The following is a 21,123-nucleotide window of genomic DNA, read 5'->3' as shown; positions in this document are numbered from 1 at the left end:
TTACTCTTTGAGAGTCCCCTTCAAGCTCGCGGTCTTGGAGGGCTCGTCACCGCGCGTATCAACGCTCACGACCACCGACATTCCGGGACGCAGCAGTCCCTGGCGGGCGATGTCAGGATTCACGGTGACGCGCACGGGCACGCGCTGGACGATCTTGGTGAAGTTGCCGGTCGCGTTCTCAGGTGGCAGCAGGCTGAACACCGCGCCGGCGGCCGGCGAAACGCTCTCCACCGTGCCGACGATATCCTTGTTGGGATAGGCATCGACCTCGATATGCACCTTCTGGCCCGGCTCGAGGCGCTTCAACTGCGTTTCCTTGAAGTTGGCATCCACGTGCACGTTGGCGAGCGGAACCAGCGCGGCAAGGCGCGCGCCGGGCTGCACATAGGTGCCGACCTCGACTGCCTTGTTGCCGATCACGCCATCGAGCGGTGCGCGGATTTCCGTGAACGAGAGATCGCGCTGGGCCTTGTCGACCGAGGTCTGCAACTCGGCGGCAACGCGCTGCGCTTCCACCTGCTGGGCGGAGAGCACGGCGACATTCGCCTGCGCGGCGGTGAGCGCCGCCTCGGCGCTCTTCACGTTCGCGTCGGAGCGATCGCGGGCCGCCTTGGCCGCATCGAAGGTTGCCTTGCTGGCGTAATTCGCCTGCGAGAGCTGGAGCTGGCGGCTGTAATCCGCCTCGGCACGTTCGGAATCCGCCTGCGCAGCGGCGATCTGCGCCTGCGCCTGCACCACGGAAGCCTTGCCGGCCTCGATCTGGCGGCCGATGCGGGTGATGGTGCTGGCTTGCGTGGCAAGCTTGTCCTTGGCCGATTGCAGCGCAAGACGGTAGTCGCCGTCATCGATCTTGGCGATCAGGTCGCCCACCTTGACGCTCTGGTTGTTGGTGACGGCGAGCGACGAGACATAGCCCGAAACCTTGGCGGACAGGATCGTGATGTCCGCCTGCACATAGGCGTCGTCGGTCGACACCATGAAGCGCCCGACCGTCCACCAATGAAATCCCTCGTAGCCACCGAAGGCGAGCGCCGCGGCCAGCACGGCCATGATCACCGGCCTCTTGCCGAGCTTGCCCTTCGGCTTCATCGCAGGAGCCTGCGGAGCCTCGGCTTCGACCTTCGCGGCAGGGGCTTCCGGCGGCAGGTCGGACACCTTGCCTTCCACGGCGGGTCCCCGCTCCTCGGCCTTTGCGAATTCTTCCCGGTAAGCCATTCCCGAAATCCTCGTGACCGCCGCGTCGTGACCGAACCGTTCGGTCAATAACTCAATCAGGGGTCTAGCAGAATCTGAATACAGCGTCTATATGATTTGACTGAACGGTTCGGTCAATAGCGTTTGATGTGATAAATCGCACATGTCTGAGATCCACGAATCCCCTGCGAAAGCAGAAGATTCCCTCCCCGAGGGAAACCTGGACACGTCCAAGCGCCGCCAGATTCTGGACGGTGCGCGACAGGTGTTTCTCGCGGAGGGCTTCAATGGGGCCAGCATGGGCGAAATCGCCAAGGCCGCCGGCGTCTCCAAGGGCACGCTCTATGTCTATTTCGACAGCAAGGAGAAGCTGTTCGAGGCCCTGACGACGGAGGAGAAGCAGGGCCTCGCGGAAGTTCTCTTTACCCTCGATGCCGACAATCCGGATGTGCGCGGCGTCCTGTCGCGGCTGGGGCTCAGCTATCTCCGGCTGATGGCTAATCCGGCGCATGTATCCTCGGTGCGCATGGTGATCGGCGCGGCGGAAAAATTTCCGCGGATCGGCCAGATCTTTTTCGACGCGGGTCCCTGCCAGGGCATCGCTCGGCTGAGCGCCTATTTCGACAAGCAGGTGGCGGCGGGGCGGTTGTCCATCGAGGATACCAGCGTCGCCGCACAGCATTTCCTCGACCTCTGCAAATCGAGCCTGCTGAGCCGTCTGCTCTTCGCGGCGGGCGGCAGTCCGACCGAGGACGAAATCACGAGGAACGTTGAGAACGCCCTGCGGGTTTTCTTCGCAGCCTACGGGCCGAAGGATGCGCCCGTGCTCCCTTGACGCCGGGGGTGAGAGAAACACTTCAGGTCGCATAAGCGCTGCGAGGCCGGCTCACCCGCTCTCGTCGACGACGGTGGCCCCGAGGTGAATCATGATCACCCGCCCGATCCTCGATGCAGCCCGCCGTCCCCTCGGCTTCGGCCGCATCGATCTCAGACCCAACCTTTACGATCTGGTGGCGCTTGCCATCGTCGTCGGTGTCGGCGTGGCGGTGATTCATGGCGCGCGGGAAATGCGGGCGCCGCTGATGCAGCTCGACATCACGCCCGTCTCGCTCGATCCGTCCCTGTTACCGGAATACGCGCTGCGCACGACCCTGCGGATGTTTGCCGCCATGGGCGCGTCGCTCGTTTTCACCTTCATGGTCGCCACGCTTGCCGCCAAGAGTCGCCGGGCCGAGCTGGTCATCATCCCTGCCCTCGACATTCTGCAATCGGTCCCGGTCCTCGGCTTTCTCACCTTCACGGTGGTCTTCTTCCTCGGCCTCTTTCCCGGCAGTCAGATGGGGGCGGAGCTGGCGGCGATCTTCGCCATCTTCACGGCGCAGGCCTGGAACATGGCCTTCTCGTTCTACCAATCGCTGCGCACGGTGCCGCGCGATCTCGATGAGGTTGCGCGCCATTTCCGCCTTTCGCCCTGGCTGCGCTTCTGGCGGCTCGAAGCACCATTCGCCACGCCGGGACTGGTGTGGAACGCCATGATGTCCATGTCGGGCAGTTGGTTCTTCGTCGTCGCATCGGAGGCTATTTCGGTCGGCGATACCAAGATCCTGCTGCCGGGCATCGGCGCGTGGCTTGCACTCGCCATCGAGCACAAGGATCTCAAGGCCATCGCGCTCGCCGTCTTCGCCATCGGCGTCGTCATCCTGCTCTACGATCAGCTCGTCTTCCGCCCCATCGTGGCATGGGCCGACAAGTTCCGCGCCGAGCAGACCGCCGCACAGCAGCGACCGCGCTCATGGGTTTATGACCTCGTGCGCCGAACGCACCTCATCCGTCGCCTGGCGCTCCCCGTGTCGTGGCTGTTCGAGATCGTGAGCGAATGGATCGACCGGATCAAAATGCCCGAACAGAGCAGCCGCCTGTTGAAGCCCTCCCCCGAGACGGAACGGACCATCGACATCCTTTGGATCGCGCTCGTCCTCGCGGCGACCGGCTATATGCTGTGGCTGATCATCGATTATGTCAGCGCCACGCTGTCTTTCGACGATCTGCGTCAGGCCGTGACGGCCGGTGGCCTGACGCTTTCGCGTGTCATCATTCTGATCGCGCTCGCAAGCCTGATCTGGGTGCCGATCGGCGTCTGGATCGGCCCTCGCCCGGCGGTCGCGCAGCGGGTGCAACCCGTAGCGCAGTTTCTCGCTGCTTTTCCCGCCAACGTGCTGTTTCCCTTCGTGGTCGTGCTCATCGTCACGTTCAAGCTCAATCCGAACATCTGGCTCTCGCCCCTGATGATCCTCGGCACCCAATGGTACATCCTCTTCAACGTCATCGCGGGCGCGAGCGCTTTTCCGACTGACCTGCGGGAAGTCTCCACGATCTTCCGTGTGCGGCACTGGAATTGGTGGCGCAGAGTCATGCTGCCGGGGATCTTTCCCTATTTCGTTACCGGCGCGCTCACCGCATCCGGCGGATCGTGGAACGCCAGCATCGTGGCGGAAGTGGCGAGCTGGGGCGACGTGAAACTGCACGCGGCGGGGCTCGGCGCCTATATCGCCGATGCGACCGATGCGGGCGATTTCCCGCGCGTCGTTTTGGGAGTTGCCGTGATGTCGATGTTCGTCGTTGCACTGAACCAGTTGCTGTGGCGTCCGCTCTATCGCTTCGCCGAGCAGCGGATGCGTCTCAACTGAAGGACCGCGCCATGGATGCTCCCGTCGTCTCCGATCATCCTCTCGTCCGGGTCGAGCGCTTGCGGCATCTCTATCACAAGGGAGCCGTGAGCGACCTTTTGGTGCTCGACGACGTGAACCTGACGTTGAAGGACAACGAGATCGTTGCGCTTCTGGGGCGATCAGGCTCCGGCAAATCGACCCTGTTGCGCATCATTGCCGGGCTCATGCCGCCGAGCGGCGGCGATGTCGAGATCGACGGCAAGTCTGTCTCCGGTCCGGCAAGCGAAGTGGCGATGGTGTTTCAATCCTTCGCGCTCTTTCCATGGCTGTCGGTGCTCGAAAACGTCGAGATCGGGCTTGAAGCCATCGGCACGCCGGTGGAGGAGCGCCGCTCCCGCGCGCTCGCCGCCATCGACCTGATCGGACTCGACGGATTCGAGACAGCCTATCCGAAAGAACTGTCAGGCGGCATGCGCCAGCGCGTGGGCCTGGCGCGGGCGCTTGTGGTGCATCCTAAGGTGCTTTTGATGGACGAGCCATTCTCTGCGCTCGACGTGCTCACCGCCGAAACCTTGCGAACCGACCTACTCGACATCTGGTTCGAAGGCCGGATGCCGATTCAATCGATCCTGATGGTCACGCACAACATCGAAGAGGCCGTGCTGATGTGCGACCGCATTCTCGTCTTCGACGCGAACCCGGGTCACATCGTCGCCGAGATCAAGGTCGATCTGCCCCAGCCGCGCGACCGGCAAGACCCCGCTTTCCGCGACATCGTGGAAGACATCTATGCGCGCCTGACGCTGAAGAAACCTGCCCCGCCGCGCGAAGGCGTTTTTCCCGGCATGGGCATCAACATGGTCCTGCCGAGCGTCTCGACTAACCGGCTCGCGGGCCTCGTCGAAATGGTCGACGCGCCGCCCTACGACGGCAAGGCCGACATGCCGGAACTGGCAAGCGAACTTCATCTCGAAATCGACGACCTGTTCCCCATCACCGAAACGCTACAGCTCCTCCGTTTCGCGGAGGTCGAGGGCGGCGACGTGATGCTCACATCGGCAGGACGCCAATTCGCCACTGCCGACTTGGAGGAGCGCAAGCGATTGTTCGCGCAGCACTTGCTGTCTTACGTGCCGCTCGTCGCGCATATCAAACGCATCCTCGACGAGCGCGTGACGCATCGCGCGCCCGCGCGACGTTTTCTCGATGAGTTGGAGGACACCATGTCCGAAGCATACGCAGAGCAGACATTGCGGACGGCGGTCGCCTGGGCGCGCTACGCCGAGCTTCTCGCCTATGACGAGACGACGGGCGTTTTCAGCCTCGAGAACCCGGCTTAAAGAACCATGAGCCCCGAACGGCGGATCTCTCCCGTTCCTCCGATCAGAAAGCCGACGGGCTCGTTCCGGCTCGTCGCGTTCTCCACCGGCCTTGGCGTAGCGGCGGGGCTCATCGTCGCCGCTGTCCAGGGCTTCGTCATTGTCGCGCAGCGCGCCACGCTTGGCTTTGCGGCGGAGCATCGGATCGCCCTGCCCGAGCAGGCCTCCTATCTGCGCATTGCTTTGGCACTGACAGCCGGCGCCATTCTCGTGACGATCCTCTCGCGCGCGTCTCGCCTGAAAAAGCGCGAGCCTATCGACGCGGTGGAAGCCAACGCGCTCCATGGTGGCAGCATCGGCTGGTACGATGCCCTCGCCGTCGTGCTTCCCATCATGGCGTCGGTGTCTTTCGGAGCCTCGGTGGGGATCGAGGCTGCCGTGACGCAGCTCGGCGCAGTTCTCGCCAGCCGTCTCGGCAAAAAGATCGGACGGCCGCGCTCCGATGTGCGGGTGCTCGTCGGCGCGGGCGCGGCCGCGGCCATTGCAGCCGCCTATCGCGCACCGATTGCGGGCATGCTCTATGCGTTTGAGCTCATCCTCGGCACCTATTCCAAACGCACGCTCGCACCGGTCGGCCTTGCAGCCATCGCTGCCGTCATCACCGTGTGGCTGCTGACCGGACAGGCGAAGCCGTTCAACCTGATCCTCGAAACCGCGGTTTCCTGGTCGGACTATCCCCTGGCGGTTCTGATCGGAGCCATCTCGGCCTTCATGGGCATCGGCGTGATGCTTCTCGTCACCACCTTCGAGCGGTTTCTCAAGCGTCTCTTCAAATACGAGACGCTCCGCCGCATCACCGCCGCGCTGGTGCTCACCTTGTTGTCCGTCCGCTTCCCCGCCGTCCTCGGCAGCGGCCATGCCGCCATCGATCACGCGGTCAATGGCGACATCGTCGGGCCGCACGCCCTGGGCCTGCTCGGGGCGAAGGCGCTGGCCTCGCCTGCCAGCCTCGGCGGCGGGTTCAAGGGCGGTCTGTTCAGCGCGTCACTGCTCATGGGCGCTCTTCTCGGACAGGTTCTGTCCTGGATTGGCGGTGCGATTTCCGGCAGCCCACCCATGGAGCCAGCCCTTTGCGCCGTGGTCGGCATGGCCTCGGTTGGCGCGAGCGTGATCGGCTGCCCGCTGACGATGATCTTCCTCGTACTCGAAACGACCGGCGATTTCGACGCCGCCATCGTCGTTGCCATCGGCGCGGTGACGGCTTCATTCCTTACGGATCGACTCTTCGGCTATTCCTTCGCGACCTGGCGCTTCCAGCAGCGCGGGCTTGCCATCGAAGGCGGCCACGACGTGTCGCGCCTTGCCGCCTCCCCCATCACGCCTCTCATCAAAGCGCCGAAGCGTTCGCTAGCAACGAACGCCGCGCTCGACGAGGTATTGCGCGCAGTCTCCACGGCGGGAGGTCGCGGCACGGCAGTCTATTCGCTCGGGGGAGCCTTTGTCGGCCTCATCGATCCCCGCCTCGTCGAGATCGCTTCCGCTGAAAGAGAGCACCTTCCCATCGTCGCTGCCGATCTCATCTACGAAACGGGCCCTGCCGTGACGCCCGGGACAACGCTGGAGGAATTGCTCGAGATCTTTCAGCATGACGACCGGCCCACGGTGGCGGTCATCGACCCGGCCAACAATCTCAACCTCGTCGGCTGCGTCCGCGCACGAGACGCCTTCGCCTCCGCTTCCGCCATTCTCGACGCCCAGCGGCGGGACGATCTGGGCCTCAGCCTTTAAGCGTAGTTTTCGCGTAGTGCAGCGCCTCGCCCCTTCGTGATACCGTCACGAAAACTCGTTGCGCTTTGAAGGAATCCCATGCGGCGACGTCCCTCGGCCCGGCTGATCGTGTTGGATGCGCAAAACCGCGTCCTTCTCTTCCGCTTCGCGCACAAGAGCGGCGCGCTCGCGGGCCAGGATTATTGGGCGACGCCGGGCGGCGGCCTCGACCCCGGCGAGAGTTTCATCGACGCCGCGCGCCGCGAACTCGCGGAAGAAACGGGCTTTAAGACCGACATTATCGAGCCGCATGTCGCGGAACGCGAATTCATCCTCCAGTTCTCAGACGGCGAGCATGTCATCGCCGAAGAGCGCTTCTTCGTCGCTCGCACCGCGGACAACGCGCTCTCGACCGAGAGCTGGACCGCCGAGGAAGTCGAGGTGATGGCCGATCACCGCTGGTGGACGCTGCACGAGTTGCGGACCACGGCCGAGACGGTCTTTCCGGAAAACATGGCGAAGATGGTAGCCGGGCTCGTCGCCGCCTGAGCTTTACGCGTCCTCACGCAGTGCTTCCGCCACCCGCTCGCGCAGGACGTCCGGATTGCGGAGGATCAGCGCGCCGCGCGTGCGCTCGATCAGCCCCTCGTGAGACATCATCGAGAACTCGCGCGTCACCTGTTCGCGACGGCAGCCGATGCGGGCGGCCATGATGTGGTGGAAGGGCGGCGGGGTGATGACCCGCTCGCTGCCCTTGTCGCCACGCGGCGTCGAGAGGCGAAGAAGTTCGGAATAGAGTCGATGCCGCAGATCGAGCACAGTCTGCTCGACGAAACGCGCGTTGAGTTCGCGAATGCGCGAGGACATGAGGCAGAACAGCCGCTCCGCCACCGCCTTGTTGGAGAAGACGATTTCGCGAAACACGGAGGCCGGCATCACGCATGCTTCGCCGCGGGTCAGCGCCGTGACGTTGGCCGAGCGCTTGACGCCGTCGAGCGCCGCCAGTTCGCCGAAAAGCTCGCCGGGACGCATCTCGTCCAGAATGACCTCCTTGCCGGCCGCGGTGCGCATGAGCACGCGCACATCGCCCGACAGCAGGAAGTAGACGTCCGTGGTCAGGTCGTCGAAGTCGACCAGAATTTCCTCCGGGTCGAAACGCCGCCACGTCGACCGCGCCTCGAAAGGAGCGAGGTCGATGTCCAGACCCTTGAAGAGCATAACGCCGGAAAGCCGCGCCATCGGCAGTTCCCTTTATCCATCGTCCGTCGACGAGCCCTGAAAAGGCCAAGCTCGCTGGGGGACCATATAGGGCCGTTCAAAGCAAAAAAAGAGCCGCGCCATTTCTGACGCGGCTCTCTCAACCAAATATCGATGCCGTTTTACTCGGCGGCAGCCTTGCGCTGGTTCGCCAGGGCATCCTTGACCGCCTTGATGATCCGGTCCTGCACGTCCTGGGTGAGGTAGGGGTGCATGGGAAGGCTGATGACTTCTGCCGCGAGGCGCTCGGAGACCGGCACGCCGTTTCCGGCAACCGGATAGTGCTTGTAGGCGGTCTGCTGGTTCAGGGGCTTGGGGTAGTAAACCGCCGTCGGAACGCCCGCAGCCTTCAGGTCTGCCTGGAACTGCTCGCGGTTGAAGCCATTCATGCGCAGGGTGTACTGCGCCCACACGGAGGTGTAGCCCTCCGGCACTTCCGGCACCACCGCGACGTCGCGCAGGTTGTCGTTGTAGTACTTGGCGACGCGGTCGCGCGCTTCGATCTCGCTCGCGAAAATCTTGAGCTTCTCGATGAGAACCGCGGCCTGCATCGTGTCCAGGCGACCGTTCATGCCGATGCGGACGTTGTCGTACTTCTCCGTGCCCTGGCCGTGGACGCGGATCGAGCGCAGCACAGCGGCGAGCTCGTCGTCATTGGTGAAGATCGCACCGCCGTCGCCGTAGCAGCCCAGCGGCTTCGCCGGGAAGAAGCTGGTGGTGGTGCAATCGCCGATCACGCCGACCTTGCGGCCCTTATAGCTCGCGCCGAAGCTCTGCGCCGCGTCGCACATGAGCCACAGGCCCTCGCGCTTGCAGAACGCCTCGATCGGATCGTAATCGGCCGGCATGCCGAAGAGATCGACAGGGATCACGCCGACCGGGTTGAGACCGAGCTTCTTGGCGGTCTTCAGGCCCGCCTCAAGACTCGCCATGTCGAGGTTGAAGGTGTCTTCACGAACGTCGACGAAGATCGGCGTCGCGTTGACCTGCGCGACCACTTCCGCCGTCGCAGCGAAGGTGAAGCTCGGGCAGAGGACCGCGTCGCCTTCCTTCACGCCCTTGGCCATCAGCACCATGAGGAGTGCATCCGTGCCGTTGGCGCAGGAGATGACATGCTTCGCGCCGCAGAAAGCGGAAAGATCGGCCTCGAAAGTCTTGACCTCGGGACCCATGATGTAGCCGCCATGATTGACGACCCGCAGGATGGCTTCGTCCATGGCGGAGCCGATGCGGTTGCGCTGGGCCGCCAGGTCGATGAAAGCAATCGGGTCCGACATCACGCAATCTCCTCAAGTTTGTTGGGGCCGGCTTCGCGATAACGACGACCGGTTTCGGGGCAGACAAGATCGGCGCCGAGCTTGGCGCCCGCATGGCTCATCCAGCCGATGCGCTTGGCGGGAACGCCCGCCATGAGAGCGAAGGCCGGAACGTCCTTCGCCACCACCGCGCCGGCGGCAATGAAGGAATACTCGCCCAGAGTGTGACCGCACACGATGGTCGCGTTCGCGCCGATGGACGCGCCGCGCTTCACCAGAGTCGGGCGATACTCGGACTTGCGCGCGATTTCGGAGCGCGGGTTGTTCACGTTGGTGAACACGCAAGACGGGCCACAGAACACGCCGTCTTCCAGCGTCACGCCCTCATAGACCGAGACGTTGTTCTGGATCTTGACGTTGTTGCCGACCGTCACCTTGGGACCGATGACGACGTTCTGGCCGATATTGACGTTCTTGCCGAGGCTCACGTTGCCGAGGACGTGGCTGAAGTGCCAAATCTTCGAGCCCTCGCCGATCTCGACGCCGGCATCGACATAAGCCGATTCATGGATCGTGACACCGGGATAGGTCTTCGCGACGCGGGGCTTCGTGACCTCAGGCACAGCAGCCGGCTGCGGCAGGCGCGCCTGAAGCAGCGAGTCGGCGGCGCGCGCCAGAACCGAGAGAACGCGCAGGCCCTCGCGACCGTCAGTGCGCGGGGTCGCGCCGGTCCGGATGCAATCGATGAAGTGCAGGCATTCCTGCTTCAGCGGCTCGTCCTGCGGGACGACGACGGGAATGGCGTCGGCTTTCACCGGCACCGGCATGTTGTCCTTCCACTCCACCTTGTGCGGGTAGAGGAGCAGCTTGCGGTCCCACGCTTCACCATCGTCGAACACAGCCATGGCGTCGGAGCCGACGACCACGAGCTTCTGCTCCTTGAAGGGGTGCAGCCAGGACACGAAAACGTGCGCGCGCTCACCGCCGGGGAAGGCGAGATGCGTCGTCGTCACGTCCGCGATGGCGTCGTGCAGGTAATAGCCGCCGACAGCCTCAACCTTCTCCGGCTCGCTGCCGATGAGGGAGAGGATCATCGACAGATCGTGCGGAGCGAAGGACCAGAGGATGTCCTCCTCGCGGCGGATCTTTCCGAGGTTCAGACGGTTCGAGTAGACATATTGCAGGCGACCGAGCTTGCCCTCGCGAACGAGCTTCTTCAGCTCGAGGAAGATCGGGTGATACTGGAGCAGGTGGCCGACCATCAGGCGACGGTCGAGCCGCTCGGCCAGCGCGCACAGCTCCTTCGCCTGGCTCACCTCAAGCGCGAGCGGCTTTTCGACGAAGACATGCTTGCCGGCTTCCAGCGCCTGCTTCGCGAGCGTGTAGTGCAAGGCGGCAGGGGCCGCGATGGCGACGCCGTTCACCTTCGGGTCGGCGAGAGCCTGCTCGAAAGTCAGCGCGCGTCCGCCGTGCTTGGCGATCAAGGCCTCGACGCTCGGCTGGTGAGCGTCGACCAAGGCCTCCAGCGCTCCGAGTTCAGCGAAGTTGCGGACGAGGTTCTTACCCCAATATCCGCAGCCCACGACTGCTACCCGAATGTCGCTTGTCATTGTCTTGTGCCCCTGTCCGTTCCGTTGTCGTTTTTAAAAGTTTTCGATCAGGCCTTGATGACTCGACCTTCCGGAATGCCGGCGCGGGCGCAGGCATTGCGGGTGTCCACCACCACCTTCGCGTTGTCGACCACGAGCTTGTAATCGACATTGTCGTGATCGGTGGCGATGAGGACCGCATCGTATCCGGCCAGCGTCTTCGCGTCGAGCTTGACCGACTTGCGGCCAGCCAGTTCCGCGTGCTCGCGGGTCATCGGGATCACCGGGATGTAGGGGTCGAAGAAATCGACCTCGGCGCCGCGGTTTTCAATCAGCTCGATGAGCTTCAACGACGGGCTCTCGCGCATATCGTCGACGTTCTTCTTGTAGGCGATGCCGAGCATCAGGATCTTCGAGCCCGTGAACGCCTTGCCACTGCGATCAACCGCTTCGGCGAGCTTGTTGACCACGAAGTAGGGCATGCGGGTGTTGATCTGGCCGGCCAGCTCGATGAAGCGGGTGGCGATGTCGTATTCGCGCGCCTTCCACGTCAGATAGAACGGGTCGATCGGAATGCAGTGACCGCCGAGGCCCGGACCGGGATAGAACGGCATGAAGCCGAAGGGCTTGGTCTTGGCTGCGTCGATGACTTCCCACACGTCGATGCCCATCGCCGCGTAGACGACCTTGAGCTCGTTCACGAGGGCGATATTGACGGCGCGGAAAATGTTTTCCGTGAGCTTCACCGCCTCGGCGGTCGCAGCCGAGGAGACGGGAACCGTCTTCACGATGAGCTGGCTATAAAGCGTGTCGGCCAGCGCAAGCGCCGCCTCACCGTCGCCGCCCACAACCTTCGGAATCGTCGAGGTGCCGAAATCCGGATTGCCCGGGTCCTCGCGCTCCGGCGAGAAGGCCAGGAAGAAGTCCGACCCGCTCTTGAGGCCGGTCGCCTCGAAGATCGGGCGGATGACCTCGTCCGTGGTGCCAGGATAGGTGGTCGATTCCAGAACGACGAGCTGGCCCTTGCGCAGGCGCGGAGCAATGGCGCGGGCAGTGTTCTCCACATAGGAGAGATCCGGCTCGCGATGCTTGGTCAGCGGCGTGGGAACGGCAATGAGAATCGCATCGGGCTCGCTCAGGCGGGCGAAATCGGCGGTCGCCGAGAACTTGCCGCTCTTCACGGCGTCGGAGATAGAGGCAGACGAAATGTGCTTGATGAAGCTCTCGCCCCGGTTGATCTGGTCGACGCGGGGACCGTCGATGTCGAAGCCGAGCACCTTGAAGCCGGCCTTGGCGGCAGTGAGCGCAAGGGGGATGCCGACATAGCCCAGACCCACGATGCCGATGGTTGCGCCGCGCTCTTTGAACTTTGCAATCAGTTCAGCAACGTCGGCGACCGTCGCACCGGCCTTTACCGCGCGATTTCCATGCATCTCAGGCTCCTGACTAACCCTTCGCAGCCATCACCCGAATAAGCAAAACACTCCGCGTTGCACGGAAAAAGGAGGATGGCCACTTCAATATTTCGGGGGGTTTCTCTGGTGTGATTACGCTACATTGTCAAGCTAAAGTCGTCGCCTAACCGGTGAAAAAGGCCTCGCCCCGAGCGGTTGGGCCACCCTCGAAAGTCGAGGTTTCGCCTTGCCAGCGGCATGATCGCAGGCCACAAGGCGCCATGCTTCACGCGAATGACCTTACCTACCGTATCGCAGGCCGCACGATCCTGGATCGCGCCTCCTTCGCCCTTCCGACCGGCGGCAAGGTCGGCCTGGTCGGCCGGAACGGTGCGGGCAAGACCACCCTCTTTCGGATCCTGCAGGGAGAGCTCTCGCTGGAGAGCGGCGAGGTCGCCCTCCCCCGCGGCGTGCGCATCGGCAGCGTGGCGCAGGAAGCGCCCGGAGGCCCTGAGTCGCTAATCGAGGTCGTTCTGGCCGCCGACAAGGAGCGCACCGCTCTCCTTGCAGAAGCAGAAACCGCCGACGGCTTCCGCCGCGCCGAGATCGAGACGAGGCTAACCGATATCGGGGCCTATTCCGCTCCCGCCCGCGCGGCCGCGATCCTGCACGGCCTCGGCTTCGACGCCGAGGCGCAGAACCGGCCTTGCTCCGCGTTTTCCGGCGGATGGCGCATGCGCGTGGCCCTCGCCGCCGTGCTGTTCGCCGAACCCGATCTTTTGCTTCTCGACGAACCGACGAACTATCTCGACCTCGAAGGAACCCTCTGGCTTTACAACTACTTGGAGCGTTATCCCCACACCGTTCTGGTCATCAGCCACGACCGCGAATTGCTCGACACCTCCGTCGATCACATTCTGCATTTGGACCAGGGGAAGCTCACGATCTATCGCGGCGGTTACACGTCCTTCGCCAAGCAATTGGCGGACAAACGGGAATTGACCGCGAAGATGCGCGTGAAGCAGGAGGCGGAGCGCAAGCACCTCCAGTCCTTCGTCGACCGCTTCAAGGCCAAGGCCTCGAAGGCCCGGCAGGCGCAGTCGCGCGTCAAGCGCCTCGCGAAACTGGAGCCCATTGCGGCGCTCGTCGAGGACGAGGTTCTGGCCTTCGACCTTCCGGGACCGGATCGCCCCCTCGCCCCGCCCCTGATCGTGGTGGAAAGCGCTGCGGCGGGTTATGGCGAGCGGGTCATTCTCGACCGCCTGAACCTGACCATCCAGCCGGACGACCGCATCGCGCTCCTCGGCGCGAACGGCAACGGCAAATCCACCTTCTGCAAGCTCATCGGCGGGCGGCTCGATCCGCTCAAAGGCGAGGTCCGCTGGCCGGCGAAAATGGACGTTGCCTATTTCGCCCAGCATCAGGTGGACGAGTTGAACCCCAGCGCCACGGCTTACGACCATGTGGCGGAGCGGATGCCGGATACGCCCATCGCGAAAATCCGCGCACGGGCCGCCCGCTTCGGCTTTCCCGGCGCAAAAGCGGACACACCCGTCTCCTCCCTTTCGGGTGGCGAAAAGGCGCGCCTTCTCATGGGCTTGGCCGCGTTCAACGGCCCGAACCTGTTGATCCTCGACGAGCCGACGAACCATCTCGACATCGATAGCCGCCAGGCCTTGATGGAGGCCATCAACGACTATTCGGGTGCGGTCATTCTGGTGAGCCACGACCGCTTCCTGATCGAGGCCTGCGCCGACCGCCTCTGGATCGTCGGCAACGGCAGCGTGAAGCCTTTCGACGGCGATATGGACGATTATCGCAAGCTCGTCCTCTCCGGCGAGCTGGAGCCGCAGAGCCGTTCCGAGAAACAGCAGGCTGGGACAACCTCCCGCGTGGACGAACGCCGCGCCGCCGCCGAGCGCCGCGTGGCGCTGGCACCCCTGCGCAAGAAGCTTGACGCGCTGGAAGCGCGGATGACGAAACTCTCCGACGCGATCACCAAGATCGACGCGGCCCTTGCCGACGGCACCGCCTTCCAGAAGGACCCAGCGAAGGCGACGGAGCTGTCGAAGATGCGCGCCGAGGCCGCCGAAACACTAGCCGCCGTCGAGGAAGAATGGCTCGGCATCAGCGGCGAGATCGAGATGGCGGGTTCATAGCGATGTCGGACCGGACCCAGGGCAAACCGGAGACTTCTAAGGGGCGAAAAGCCCTCTGGAGAGAAATTCCGGGCGGTGTCTGGGCGCTCGGTTTCGTCTCGATGCTGATGGATATCTCCTCGGAGATGATCCATGCCCTCCTGCCGGTCTATCTCGTGACGGTGCTCGGCACATCGACGCTCACGGTCGGCATCATCGAGGGGATTGCCGAGGCCACCGCTTCGATCACGAAGGTGTTCTCAGGCGCGCTGAGCGATTGGCTCGGCAAGCGCAAGTTTCTCGCCGCATTGGGTTATGGGCTCGCCGCCTTCACGAAGCCCATCTTTCCGCTCGCCCCCTCCGTCGGCTGGTTGGTCACAGCCCGCTTTGTCGACCGCATCGGCAAGGGCATTCGCGGCGCGCCCCGCGATGCGCTCGTCGCCGATATCAGCCCGAAGCACCTGCGCGGCGCGAGTTTCGGTCTGCGCCAATCCCTCGATACGGTGGGAGCCTTCATCGGCCCGTTCCTCGCCATCGCGTTCATGTGGCTGACGGCGAGCCACTTCACCGCCGTCTTCTGGGTCGCGGTCATTCCGGCCTTTCTCTCCCTTTTCCTGATCCTCTTCGCCGTTCAGGAGCCGGAGCGCCCGGAAGGGTTGCGGAAAGTTCGAATGCCGCTTCACCGTTCCGAACTCGCGCGGATGGGCGCGACCTATTGGTGGGTGGTGGCGGTTGCGACCGTGTTCACGCTGGCCCGCTTCAGCGAGGCCTTCCTGATCCTACGCGCACAATCCTCCGGCTTATCGGTGGCGCTGGTGCCCATCGTGCTTGTGATCATGAATGTGGTCTATGCTCTCTCCGCCTATCCGGCGGGGGCTCTCTCCGACCGCATGGACCGGATCACGATCCTCATCATCGGTTTGGTGCTGCTTCTCGCCGCCGATGTGGTCCTCGCCTACGCACCGGGCCTCGGGGGCATCGCGCTCGGTGTAATGCTTTGGGGCGCGCATATGGGCTTCACGCAAGGCGTGCTCTCGACCCTCGTCGCGGATTGCTCTCCGCCCGAGCTGCGCGGAACCGCTTTCGGCCTCTTCAATCTCGTCACCGGCATCGCGCTTCTCGTCGCGAGCCTGATCGCCGGCGGGCTTTGGGACGCCATCGGGCCTCAGGCGACTTTTCTCGCCGGCGCGGGCTTTACCGCGCTGACTCTCGTCGGCCTCATCCCCTTGCGTGGACGCGTCGGAACGCGGCCTTAGGCTACTTCACGATGCGATCGAGCTTGTTGTTGACGAAGAAATAGAGCTCGCGCCCGCCTGGCTCGGAATAGAGCACCTGCACCTCGCGCTGGCCCTTACCGCTCTCGCCCACCAGCACGTCGGTCGGTGCCTTGCCCTTGAGGGTGAGAAGATCGCATTCGCCGATGCCGGGCGCGATGGCGGCAGCGGTCGCGGATGGCGTGCCCGTGCAGCGTCCGTCAGGTCCGATCACCGCCCCAAAATCGGGAGCAGCGGCCATGGAGGCCGGGGCGACGGGCACCGACGCCACCGGCGGCGCGGAGGACGTGCTGTTACAGGCGGACAAGCTGACGGCCAAAAGAGCCGCCGCGAGCAGATGAACGCGCATTCCCATAATCCCCCATCAATCCTTCTTGCTTCCATTCGCTTGCGCCCGCAGAGCGTCCTCGAACAGGCGCTGGGCATCGGCCCGGAACGCCTGGCGCGATGCTTGCCGCGAATAGAACATGTGCCCGCCTTCGTAAACTTTGAGTGTCAAACGCTTTTCCGGGCCAAGGTCAGGGATTTGGTTCAGCAGCAATTGCGAGGCGTAGTAAGGCGTCACGAGATCGGTGAAACCGTGCACGACGAGCACACGCATTTTCCCGTCGAGAGCAAGCGCCTGCCGCAATTCGCCAATGTTTTCAGGCGCGCTGCGCCCGCCGTCCCATTTCCACGCGCGCGTGACCGCATTGTTGAGCAGGTTGTAGCGGCTTTCCGGCTTCCAGTTGAGCGTGGTGGTCAAGTGATCGACCATCGCGCTGGTAAGCGGCGCGGTCATCGCCGTCAGGACCGGGTCTTCGAATCGCGAGACGTAAGCTGTCGGGTTGGGGTCCGCGCCCGACACATCGGCGTCATAGGCGCTGAGCACCTCGCCCTTCCGGCGCAAGGTCTCCCGCTGCACGCCCCGCATATCGAGACGGCCCGCGAGGCGCCGCACGAAGTCGAGGTCGAGCCCCGTGAACGCAGCGACCCTGCCGCTGATGCGCTCGACCGCCTCGCGATCCTGCACGCCGCGCATCAGATCGACGAGATACTCGCCCGAAGCATAGCGCTCGACATCCTGCAACGCCTCGCGAGAAACGGGCCCCTTGCGCGCAAGCGCGGCGGCGGCCATCGACGGCAGGCGCGACGCATCGGTCCAAGGCGCAGAAGCACGCCCATCGAGCCATGCGAAATCGAGAACCGGAGAGACAAGGATCAGGCCGCTGAAGCCAATGCCTTGATCGCTTTGCAACTTCTCCGCCAAAAGCGGCCCGCGAAAGCCGCCATAACTTTCACCGACGAAGAATTTTGGCGACAGAAGCCGGTTCTTTTCCTTGAGCCATCGCGTGACGGCGGCAGCAAGCCCATCGATGTCGCCGTGCAGCGAATAGAAGTGGTCGCGGACCTGATCACCGCCGATCACCCGGCTGTAGCCAGTCCCTGGCGGGTCGATGAAAACGAGATCGGTGAAATCGAGCCAGGTTTCGGCATTCGGCACCGGGCCTGGCGCCGCCGAGGGGCTGATGCTCTGCTCATCGAGTGAGAGCCGCCACGGGCCGATGGCGAGAAGGTTGAGATAGGCCGACGACGCCCCCGGCCCGCCGTTCACCGCAAATGTCACGGGACGTGTCGCGGGGTCGGTATCGTCCTTCGTGTAGGCGATATAGCCGATCTCGACCTGCGGCGTCCCGTTGGTGTCAATCAGCGTCAGGCTTCCCGCCGTCGCGGTGAGGGTGATGGTGCGCCCCGGCAGCGTGATCGTGTGGCGCGTCACTGATGCGGGCGGAAGACGGGTCGTCTCCGAGGTCTGCTGGCGTCTTTCGGGCTGCTGTTCCCGCCTGGGGGCTTCCTGGGCCCAAACAGCCGGAGCGAGAGACAACAGGCACAAAGCCGCGAGGAAGGCGGGGCGGAGGTTCCGGTTCATGTCAGTGTCCTCTTGAGCTTGCGTGAAACGGAGGCCCGCGGCTTCCGTTCCCATGTGCTCCGATTAGGCCTTCTGCTCCCAGCGTCCCCGGTCGTCCTGCTGCCAGTAGGTCGCCTGGTGCCCCCCTTCCCTCACCGTGCGCCATTGGTCGCGCGCATGGGCGAGGGCCTGGTCGTCGTTGCCGTCGAACAGGATGGCGATGCGCTGATAGGCCGACGCGTCCCCCGGCAACGCGGCGCCTTCTGCAAGGAAGCGGATGGCCGCGCCGTTGGGGTTGCTGTCGGAAAGCGTGATCAGGATCGGCTGATCCGCCGTCTGGGATTCGCTATCCGTGCCGTGCGGCAGGAAGCTTTCTTCCGCGTAGGTCCACAGGTGATCGTCGAGGGCGGCCATGCGCTCCTCGCTCGTCACCTGAATCACCGCGCGCCACCCGCGCTCCAGCGTCTTTTGCAGGAGCGTAGGCAGAACGGCTTCGAGCGGCTGGCGCTGAAGGTGGTAGAAAAAGATCTCGGCCATCAGCCCTCGTAATGGTCGCGCACCAGCCGGTCGAGCAGGCGCACGCCCCAGCCGGAACTCCAACCCTTGTTGATCTCGTTCTGCGGCGATCCCATGGCGGTGCCGGCGATATCGAGATGGGCCCACGGCACGTCGTTGACGAAGCGCTGGAGCAGCGCCGCCGCCGTGCTCGACCCGCCGTGACGGCCGCCCGAGTTCTTCATGTCGGCGAACTTGGATTCGATCAACTTGTCGAATTCAGGACCCAGCGGCATGCGCCACACGCGCTCGCCGGTCTCGAGGCCCGCCTTCGTGATGCGCTGCGCCAGCTCATCGTTGTTGGAGAAGAGGCCCGCATATTCCTGAGCCAGCGCCACCAGGATCGCGCCGGTCAGCGTCGCAAGGTCGATCATGAACTTCGGCTTGAACCGGTCCTGCACGTACCAGAGCACGTCGGCCAGAACGAGGCGGCCTTCGGCGTCCGTGTTGATGATCTCGATGGTCTGGCCCGACAGGGTGGTGACGATGTCGCCGGGGCGCTGGGCATTGCCGTCCGGCATGTTCTCCACGAGGCCGATGGCGCCGACCACATTCGCCTTCGCCTTGCGGCTGGCGAGAGCGTGCATGAGGCCGACGACGCAGGCCGCACCCGCCATGTCGCCCTTCATGTCCTCCATGCCCTGCGCAGGCTTGATCGAAATGCCGCCGGAATCGAACACCACGCCCTTGCCGACGAAGGCGATGGGCTTGTCCGAGGCCTTGCCGCCGTTCCAGCGCATAATGGCGACGCGGCTGCCGCGTACCGAACCCTGGCCGACGCCGAGAAGGGCGCGCATGCCGAGCTTTTGCATGGCCTTGTCGTCAAGGATCTCGACCTCGACACCGAGCTTGGTCAGGGCCTCGGCCCGAGCCGCGAATTCACGGGGCCCAAGAACGTTCGGCGGCTCGTTCACGAGATCGCGGGCGATGGTGATGCCGGCGGCAACCCCTTCGCGGGCCTTGTAGGCTTTCTTCGCGGCGGCGGGATCGGCAACGCTGAAGGAGAGCTTGCCGCCGGTGTTGGCCTTGGCGTCGTCCTTCTTGGTCTTGTAGTGGTCAAAGCTGTAGCGGCGCAGCTGCGCGCCGAGCGCCACATCGGCGGCAGCGTCCGCTGAAACCTCGATGCCGGGCAGGTCCAGCATCGCGACGGCCGCCTTGCCGTTCACCTTGCCGGAAATGAGGCCGCCGAGTTGCGCCCAATCCACATTCGCGCGGTCCTTCTCGCCCCCGACGCCGACCACCACGAGCCGGTCCACCGCAACCGCCGACGGCGCCGTGATGACCATGGCCGACTTGGCCTTGCCCTTGAAATTCTCGGCAGCGGCAGCCTTCGCGATCAGCTGGACGGCCTTGGGGCCGATCTGCTTGGCGACAGCCGGGGTCGGCTTGAGGTCTTCGCCGACGAAAACGATGAGATCGCCGGTCCCCAGCGCACCGTGAGCTTGAAAATCGATCTTGAAGCTGTCGGCCATGAATTCCTCGCATCTTGCTGTAGAGCCAGCCCTCGGGCGGCTGCGGCTGTTGGTGACATACAACACTTCTCGCGCCGGATCACGCGGGCTTTGCCGTGAAAGGGACGCAATCTCAAGCTGATGAGAGCAGGCAGCCTTGCCTAGGGGCATGTGACAAGGTACCCAAGGCCGGGACTCCTAGCGGGGCTTTATGACACTCCTTGAACGTTATATCCTGAAGATTGCCTTCACGGCCTTTGCCGCGTGCCTCATCGCCCTGACCGGCGTCATCTGGATCACGCAGGCGCTGCGCGAGCTCGATCTTCTCACCGGCAAGGGGCAGACGCTCTTTATCTTTTTGACGGTCACCGGCCTCTCGCTGCCTGCGCTCATCAACGTCATCTCGCCGGTCGCCCTGTTTCTGGCCACCATCTATGCGCTCAACAAGCTCAACGGGGATTCGGAGCTGATCGTCATGAGCGCCGCCGGCATGCGCCCCTTGCGGCTGCTGCGGCCCTTCCTGGTCCTGGCGACCTTCGTCTGCTTCGTGGTTGGCATGATCACGATCTACATCATGCCGGCGAGCTTCCAGGAACTGCGCAACCTTTTCACGAAGATCCGCGCGGATTTCGTGGGCACCATGGCCAAAGAGGGCCAGTTCATTACGCTCGAGAACGGCATCACCTTCCACTACCGTGAACGCGCGGGCGATGCGCTGCTCGGCATCTTCATGGAAGACCAGCGGGTGAAGGACAAGGTCGTCGTTTACCTCGCGGAGCGCGGCCAGACGGTGGAAACCAACGGGCAGGCCTATCTCGTGCTGGAGAAGGGCAGCGTCCAGCGCAAGGAGCCGAATAGCCACGACTCGTCCATCGTCGTCTTCGAGCGCTATGCGGTCGATCTCGCCGCCTTCAACCAGGATGGCGGCGATATCATCTACAAGCCCCGTGAACGCAGCACGACCCAGCTCCTGTTCCCTGACAAGAACGAGCTTCTCTACCAATACCAGGAAGGTCGCTTCCGGGCGGAGCTGCATGACCGACTCTCATCCTGGCTCTATCCATTCGCCATGATGGCCATTGCCTTTGCGGCCCTGGGTGATGCGCGCACCACCCGCCAGGGACGCGGACTTGCCGTTGCGGCAGCAGTACTCGGCGTCGTCGCCCTGCGAATCGCGGGGTTCGCCGCTTCCGGCGCCGTCGTTCGCACGCCTGCAGCCGTCGTCGGCGTTTATGGCGTTCCGTTTCTCGCGACTGTGCTGTCCATGATGATCGTCCTGCAAGGCGCGTCGATTCGGAAGGCGCAGGCTAGGCTCCGGGCGGTGGGTCGGGCGCTCATCCCCTCCCGCAACCGCAGCGTTCAAGGGGCTTGA

17 protein-coding genes are annotated in these 21,123 nt (G+C 64.0%); 8 read left to right on the top strand and 9 right to left on the bottom strand.

The window, feature by feature from the left end; genetic code table 11:
- Positions 1–1,215, bottom strand: a complete 1,215-nt coding sequence (locus HB375_RS10775; protein ID WP_167672984.1) for an HlyD family secretion protein — start codon at positions 1,213–1,215, stop codon at positions 1–3.
- A 142-nt stretch (positions 1,216–1,357) separates the two neighbouring features.
- Here HB375_RS10775 and HB375_RS10770 point away from each other — a divergent pair, with 142 nt between their 5' ends.
- From HB375_RS10770 to HB375_RS10750, 5 genes are all read left to right on the top strand, one after another.
- Positions 1,358–2,029, top strand: coding sequence for a TetR/AcrR family transcriptional regulator (locus HB375_RS10770; RefSeq protein WP_167672983.1), 672 nt, complete (start codon positions 1,358–1,360; stop codon positions 2,027–2,029).
- Between the two features lie 91 nt (positions 2,030–2,120).
- Positions 2,121–3,881, top strand: coding sequence for an ABC transporter permease (locus HB375_RS10765; protein ID WP_167672982.1), 1,761 nt, complete (start codon positions 2,121–2,123; stop codon positions 3,879–3,881).
- Between the two features lie 11 nt (positions 3,882–3,892).
- Complete coding sequence (locus HB375_RS10760) at positions 3,893–5,203, top strand: ABC transporter ATP-binding protein (protein ID WP_167672981.1); 1,311 nt, start codon at positions 3,893–3,895, stop codon at positions 5,201–5,203.
- Positions 5,204–5,209: 6 nt separating this feature from the next.
- Positions 5,210–6,970 (top strand): chloride channel protein, encoded by a 1,761-nt coding sequence (locus HB375_RS10755; RefSeq protein ID WP_167672980.1) that lies wholly within the window; start codon positions 5,210–5,212, stop codon positions 6,968–6,970.
- Between the two features lie 78 nt (positions 6,971–7,048).
- On the top strand, positions 7,049–7,498 hold the full coding sequence (locus HB375_RS10750) for an NUDIX hydrolase (RefSeq protein WP_167672979.1): 450 nt from the start codon (positions 7,049–7,051) through the stop codon (positions 7,496–7,498).
- A gap of 3 nt (positions 7,499–7,501) precedes the next feature.
- Here HB375_RS10750 and HB375_RS10745 read toward each other — a convergent pair whose 3' ends face one another.
- From HB375_RS10745 to HB375_RS10730, 4 genes are all read right to left on the bottom strand, one after another.
- Complete coding sequence (locus HB375_RS10745; protein ID WP_167672978.1) at positions 7,502–8,188, bottom strand: Crp/Fnr family transcriptional regulator; 687 nt, start codon at positions 8,186–8,188, stop codon at positions 7,502–7,504.
- Between the two features lie 140 nt (positions 8,189–8,328).
- Positions 8,329–9,483: a DegT/DnrJ/EryC1/StrS family aminotransferase gene (locus HB375_RS10740; RefSeq protein WP_167672977.1), complete on the bottom strand. Its 1,155-nt coding sequence runs from the start codon at positions 9,481–9,483 to the stop codon at positions 8,329–8,331.
- Positions 9,483–11,072: a Gfo/Idh/MocA family oxidoreductase gene (locus HB375_RS18405; RefSeq protein WP_167672976.1), complete on the bottom strand. Its 1,590-nt coding sequence runs from the start codon at positions 11,070–11,072 to the stop codon at positions 9,483–9,485. Before HB375_RS18405 ends, HB375_RS10740 begins: the two co-directional genes overlap by 1 nt.
- A gap of 47 nt (positions 11,073–11,119) precedes the next feature.
- Positions 11,120–12,484: a nucleotide sugar dehydrogenase gene (locus HB375_RS10730; RefSeq protein ID WP_167672975.1), complete on the bottom strand. Its 1,365-nt coding sequence runs from the start codon at positions 12,482–12,484 to the stop codon at positions 11,120–11,122.
- 242 nt (positions 12,485–12,726) lie between these two features.
- Here HB375_RS10730 and HB375_RS10725 point away from each other — a divergent pair, with 242 nt between their 5' ends.
- Together HB375_RS10725 and HB375_RS10720 are read left to right on the top strand one after the other, a co-directional pair.
- Complete coding sequence (locus HB375_RS10725; protein ID WP_167672974.1) at positions 12,727–14,604, top strand: ABC-F family ATP-binding cassette domain-containing protein; 1,878 nt, start codon at positions 12,727–12,729, stop codon at positions 14,602–14,604.
- 2 nt (positions 14,605–14,606) lie between these two features.
- Entirely contained in the window at positions 14,607–15,839 is a 1,233-nt protein-coding gene (locus HB375_RS10720; RefSeq protein WP_246728443.1) for an MFS transporter, read from the top strand.
- A 1-nt stretch (position 15,840) separates the two neighbouring features.
- Here the strand turns inward: HB375_RS10720 and HB375_RS10715 are convergent, their stop codons facing one another.
- The 4 genes from HB375_RS10715 to HB375_RS10700 form a co-directional block, all read right to left on the bottom strand.
- A complete protein-coding gene (locus HB375_RS10715) occupies positions 15,841–16,206 on the bottom strand; it encodes a hypothetical protein (protein WP_246728442.1) in 366 nt (121 codons plus the stop codon).
- Between the two features lie 15 nt (positions 16,207–16,221).
- On the bottom strand, positions 16,222–17,766 hold the full coding sequence (locus tag HB375_RS10710) for a S10 family peptidase (RefSeq protein ID WP_167672972.1): 1,545 nt from the start codon (positions 17,764–17,766) through the stop codon (positions 16,222–16,224).
- 63 nt (positions 17,767–17,829) lie between these two features.
- Positions 17,830–18,282: a DNA polymerase III subunit chi gene (locus HB375_RS10705; RefSeq protein ID WP_167672971.1), complete on the bottom strand. Its 453-nt coding sequence runs from the start codon at positions 18,280–18,282 to the stop codon at positions 17,830–17,832.
- Complete coding sequence (locus HB375_RS10700) at positions 18,282–19,772, bottom strand: leucyl aminopeptidase (protein WP_167672970.1); 1,491 nt, start codon at positions 19,770–19,772, stop codon at positions 18,282–18,284. The genes HB375_RS10705 and HB375_RS10700 overlap by 1 nt, the downstream gene beginning before the upstream one ends.
- A gap of 190 nt (positions 19,773–19,962) precedes the next feature.
- Here HB375_RS10700 and lptF point away from each other — a divergent pair, with 190 nt between their 5' ends.
- A complete protein-coding gene (gene lptF / locus HB375_RS10695) occupies positions 19,963–21,123 on the top strand; it encodes an LPS export ABC transporter permease LptF (RefSeq protein WP_167672969.1) in 1,161 nt (386 codons plus the stop codon).

It is taken from the genome of Microvirga terricola (genome assembly GCF_011777495.1).
In the GTDB taxonomy this organism is placed as follows: domain Bacteria; phylum Pseudomonadota; class Alphaproteobacteria; order Rhizobiales; family Beijerinckiaceae; genus Microvirga; species Microvirga terricola.
This window is presented reverse-complemented; position numbering and strand designations above follow the sequence as displayed.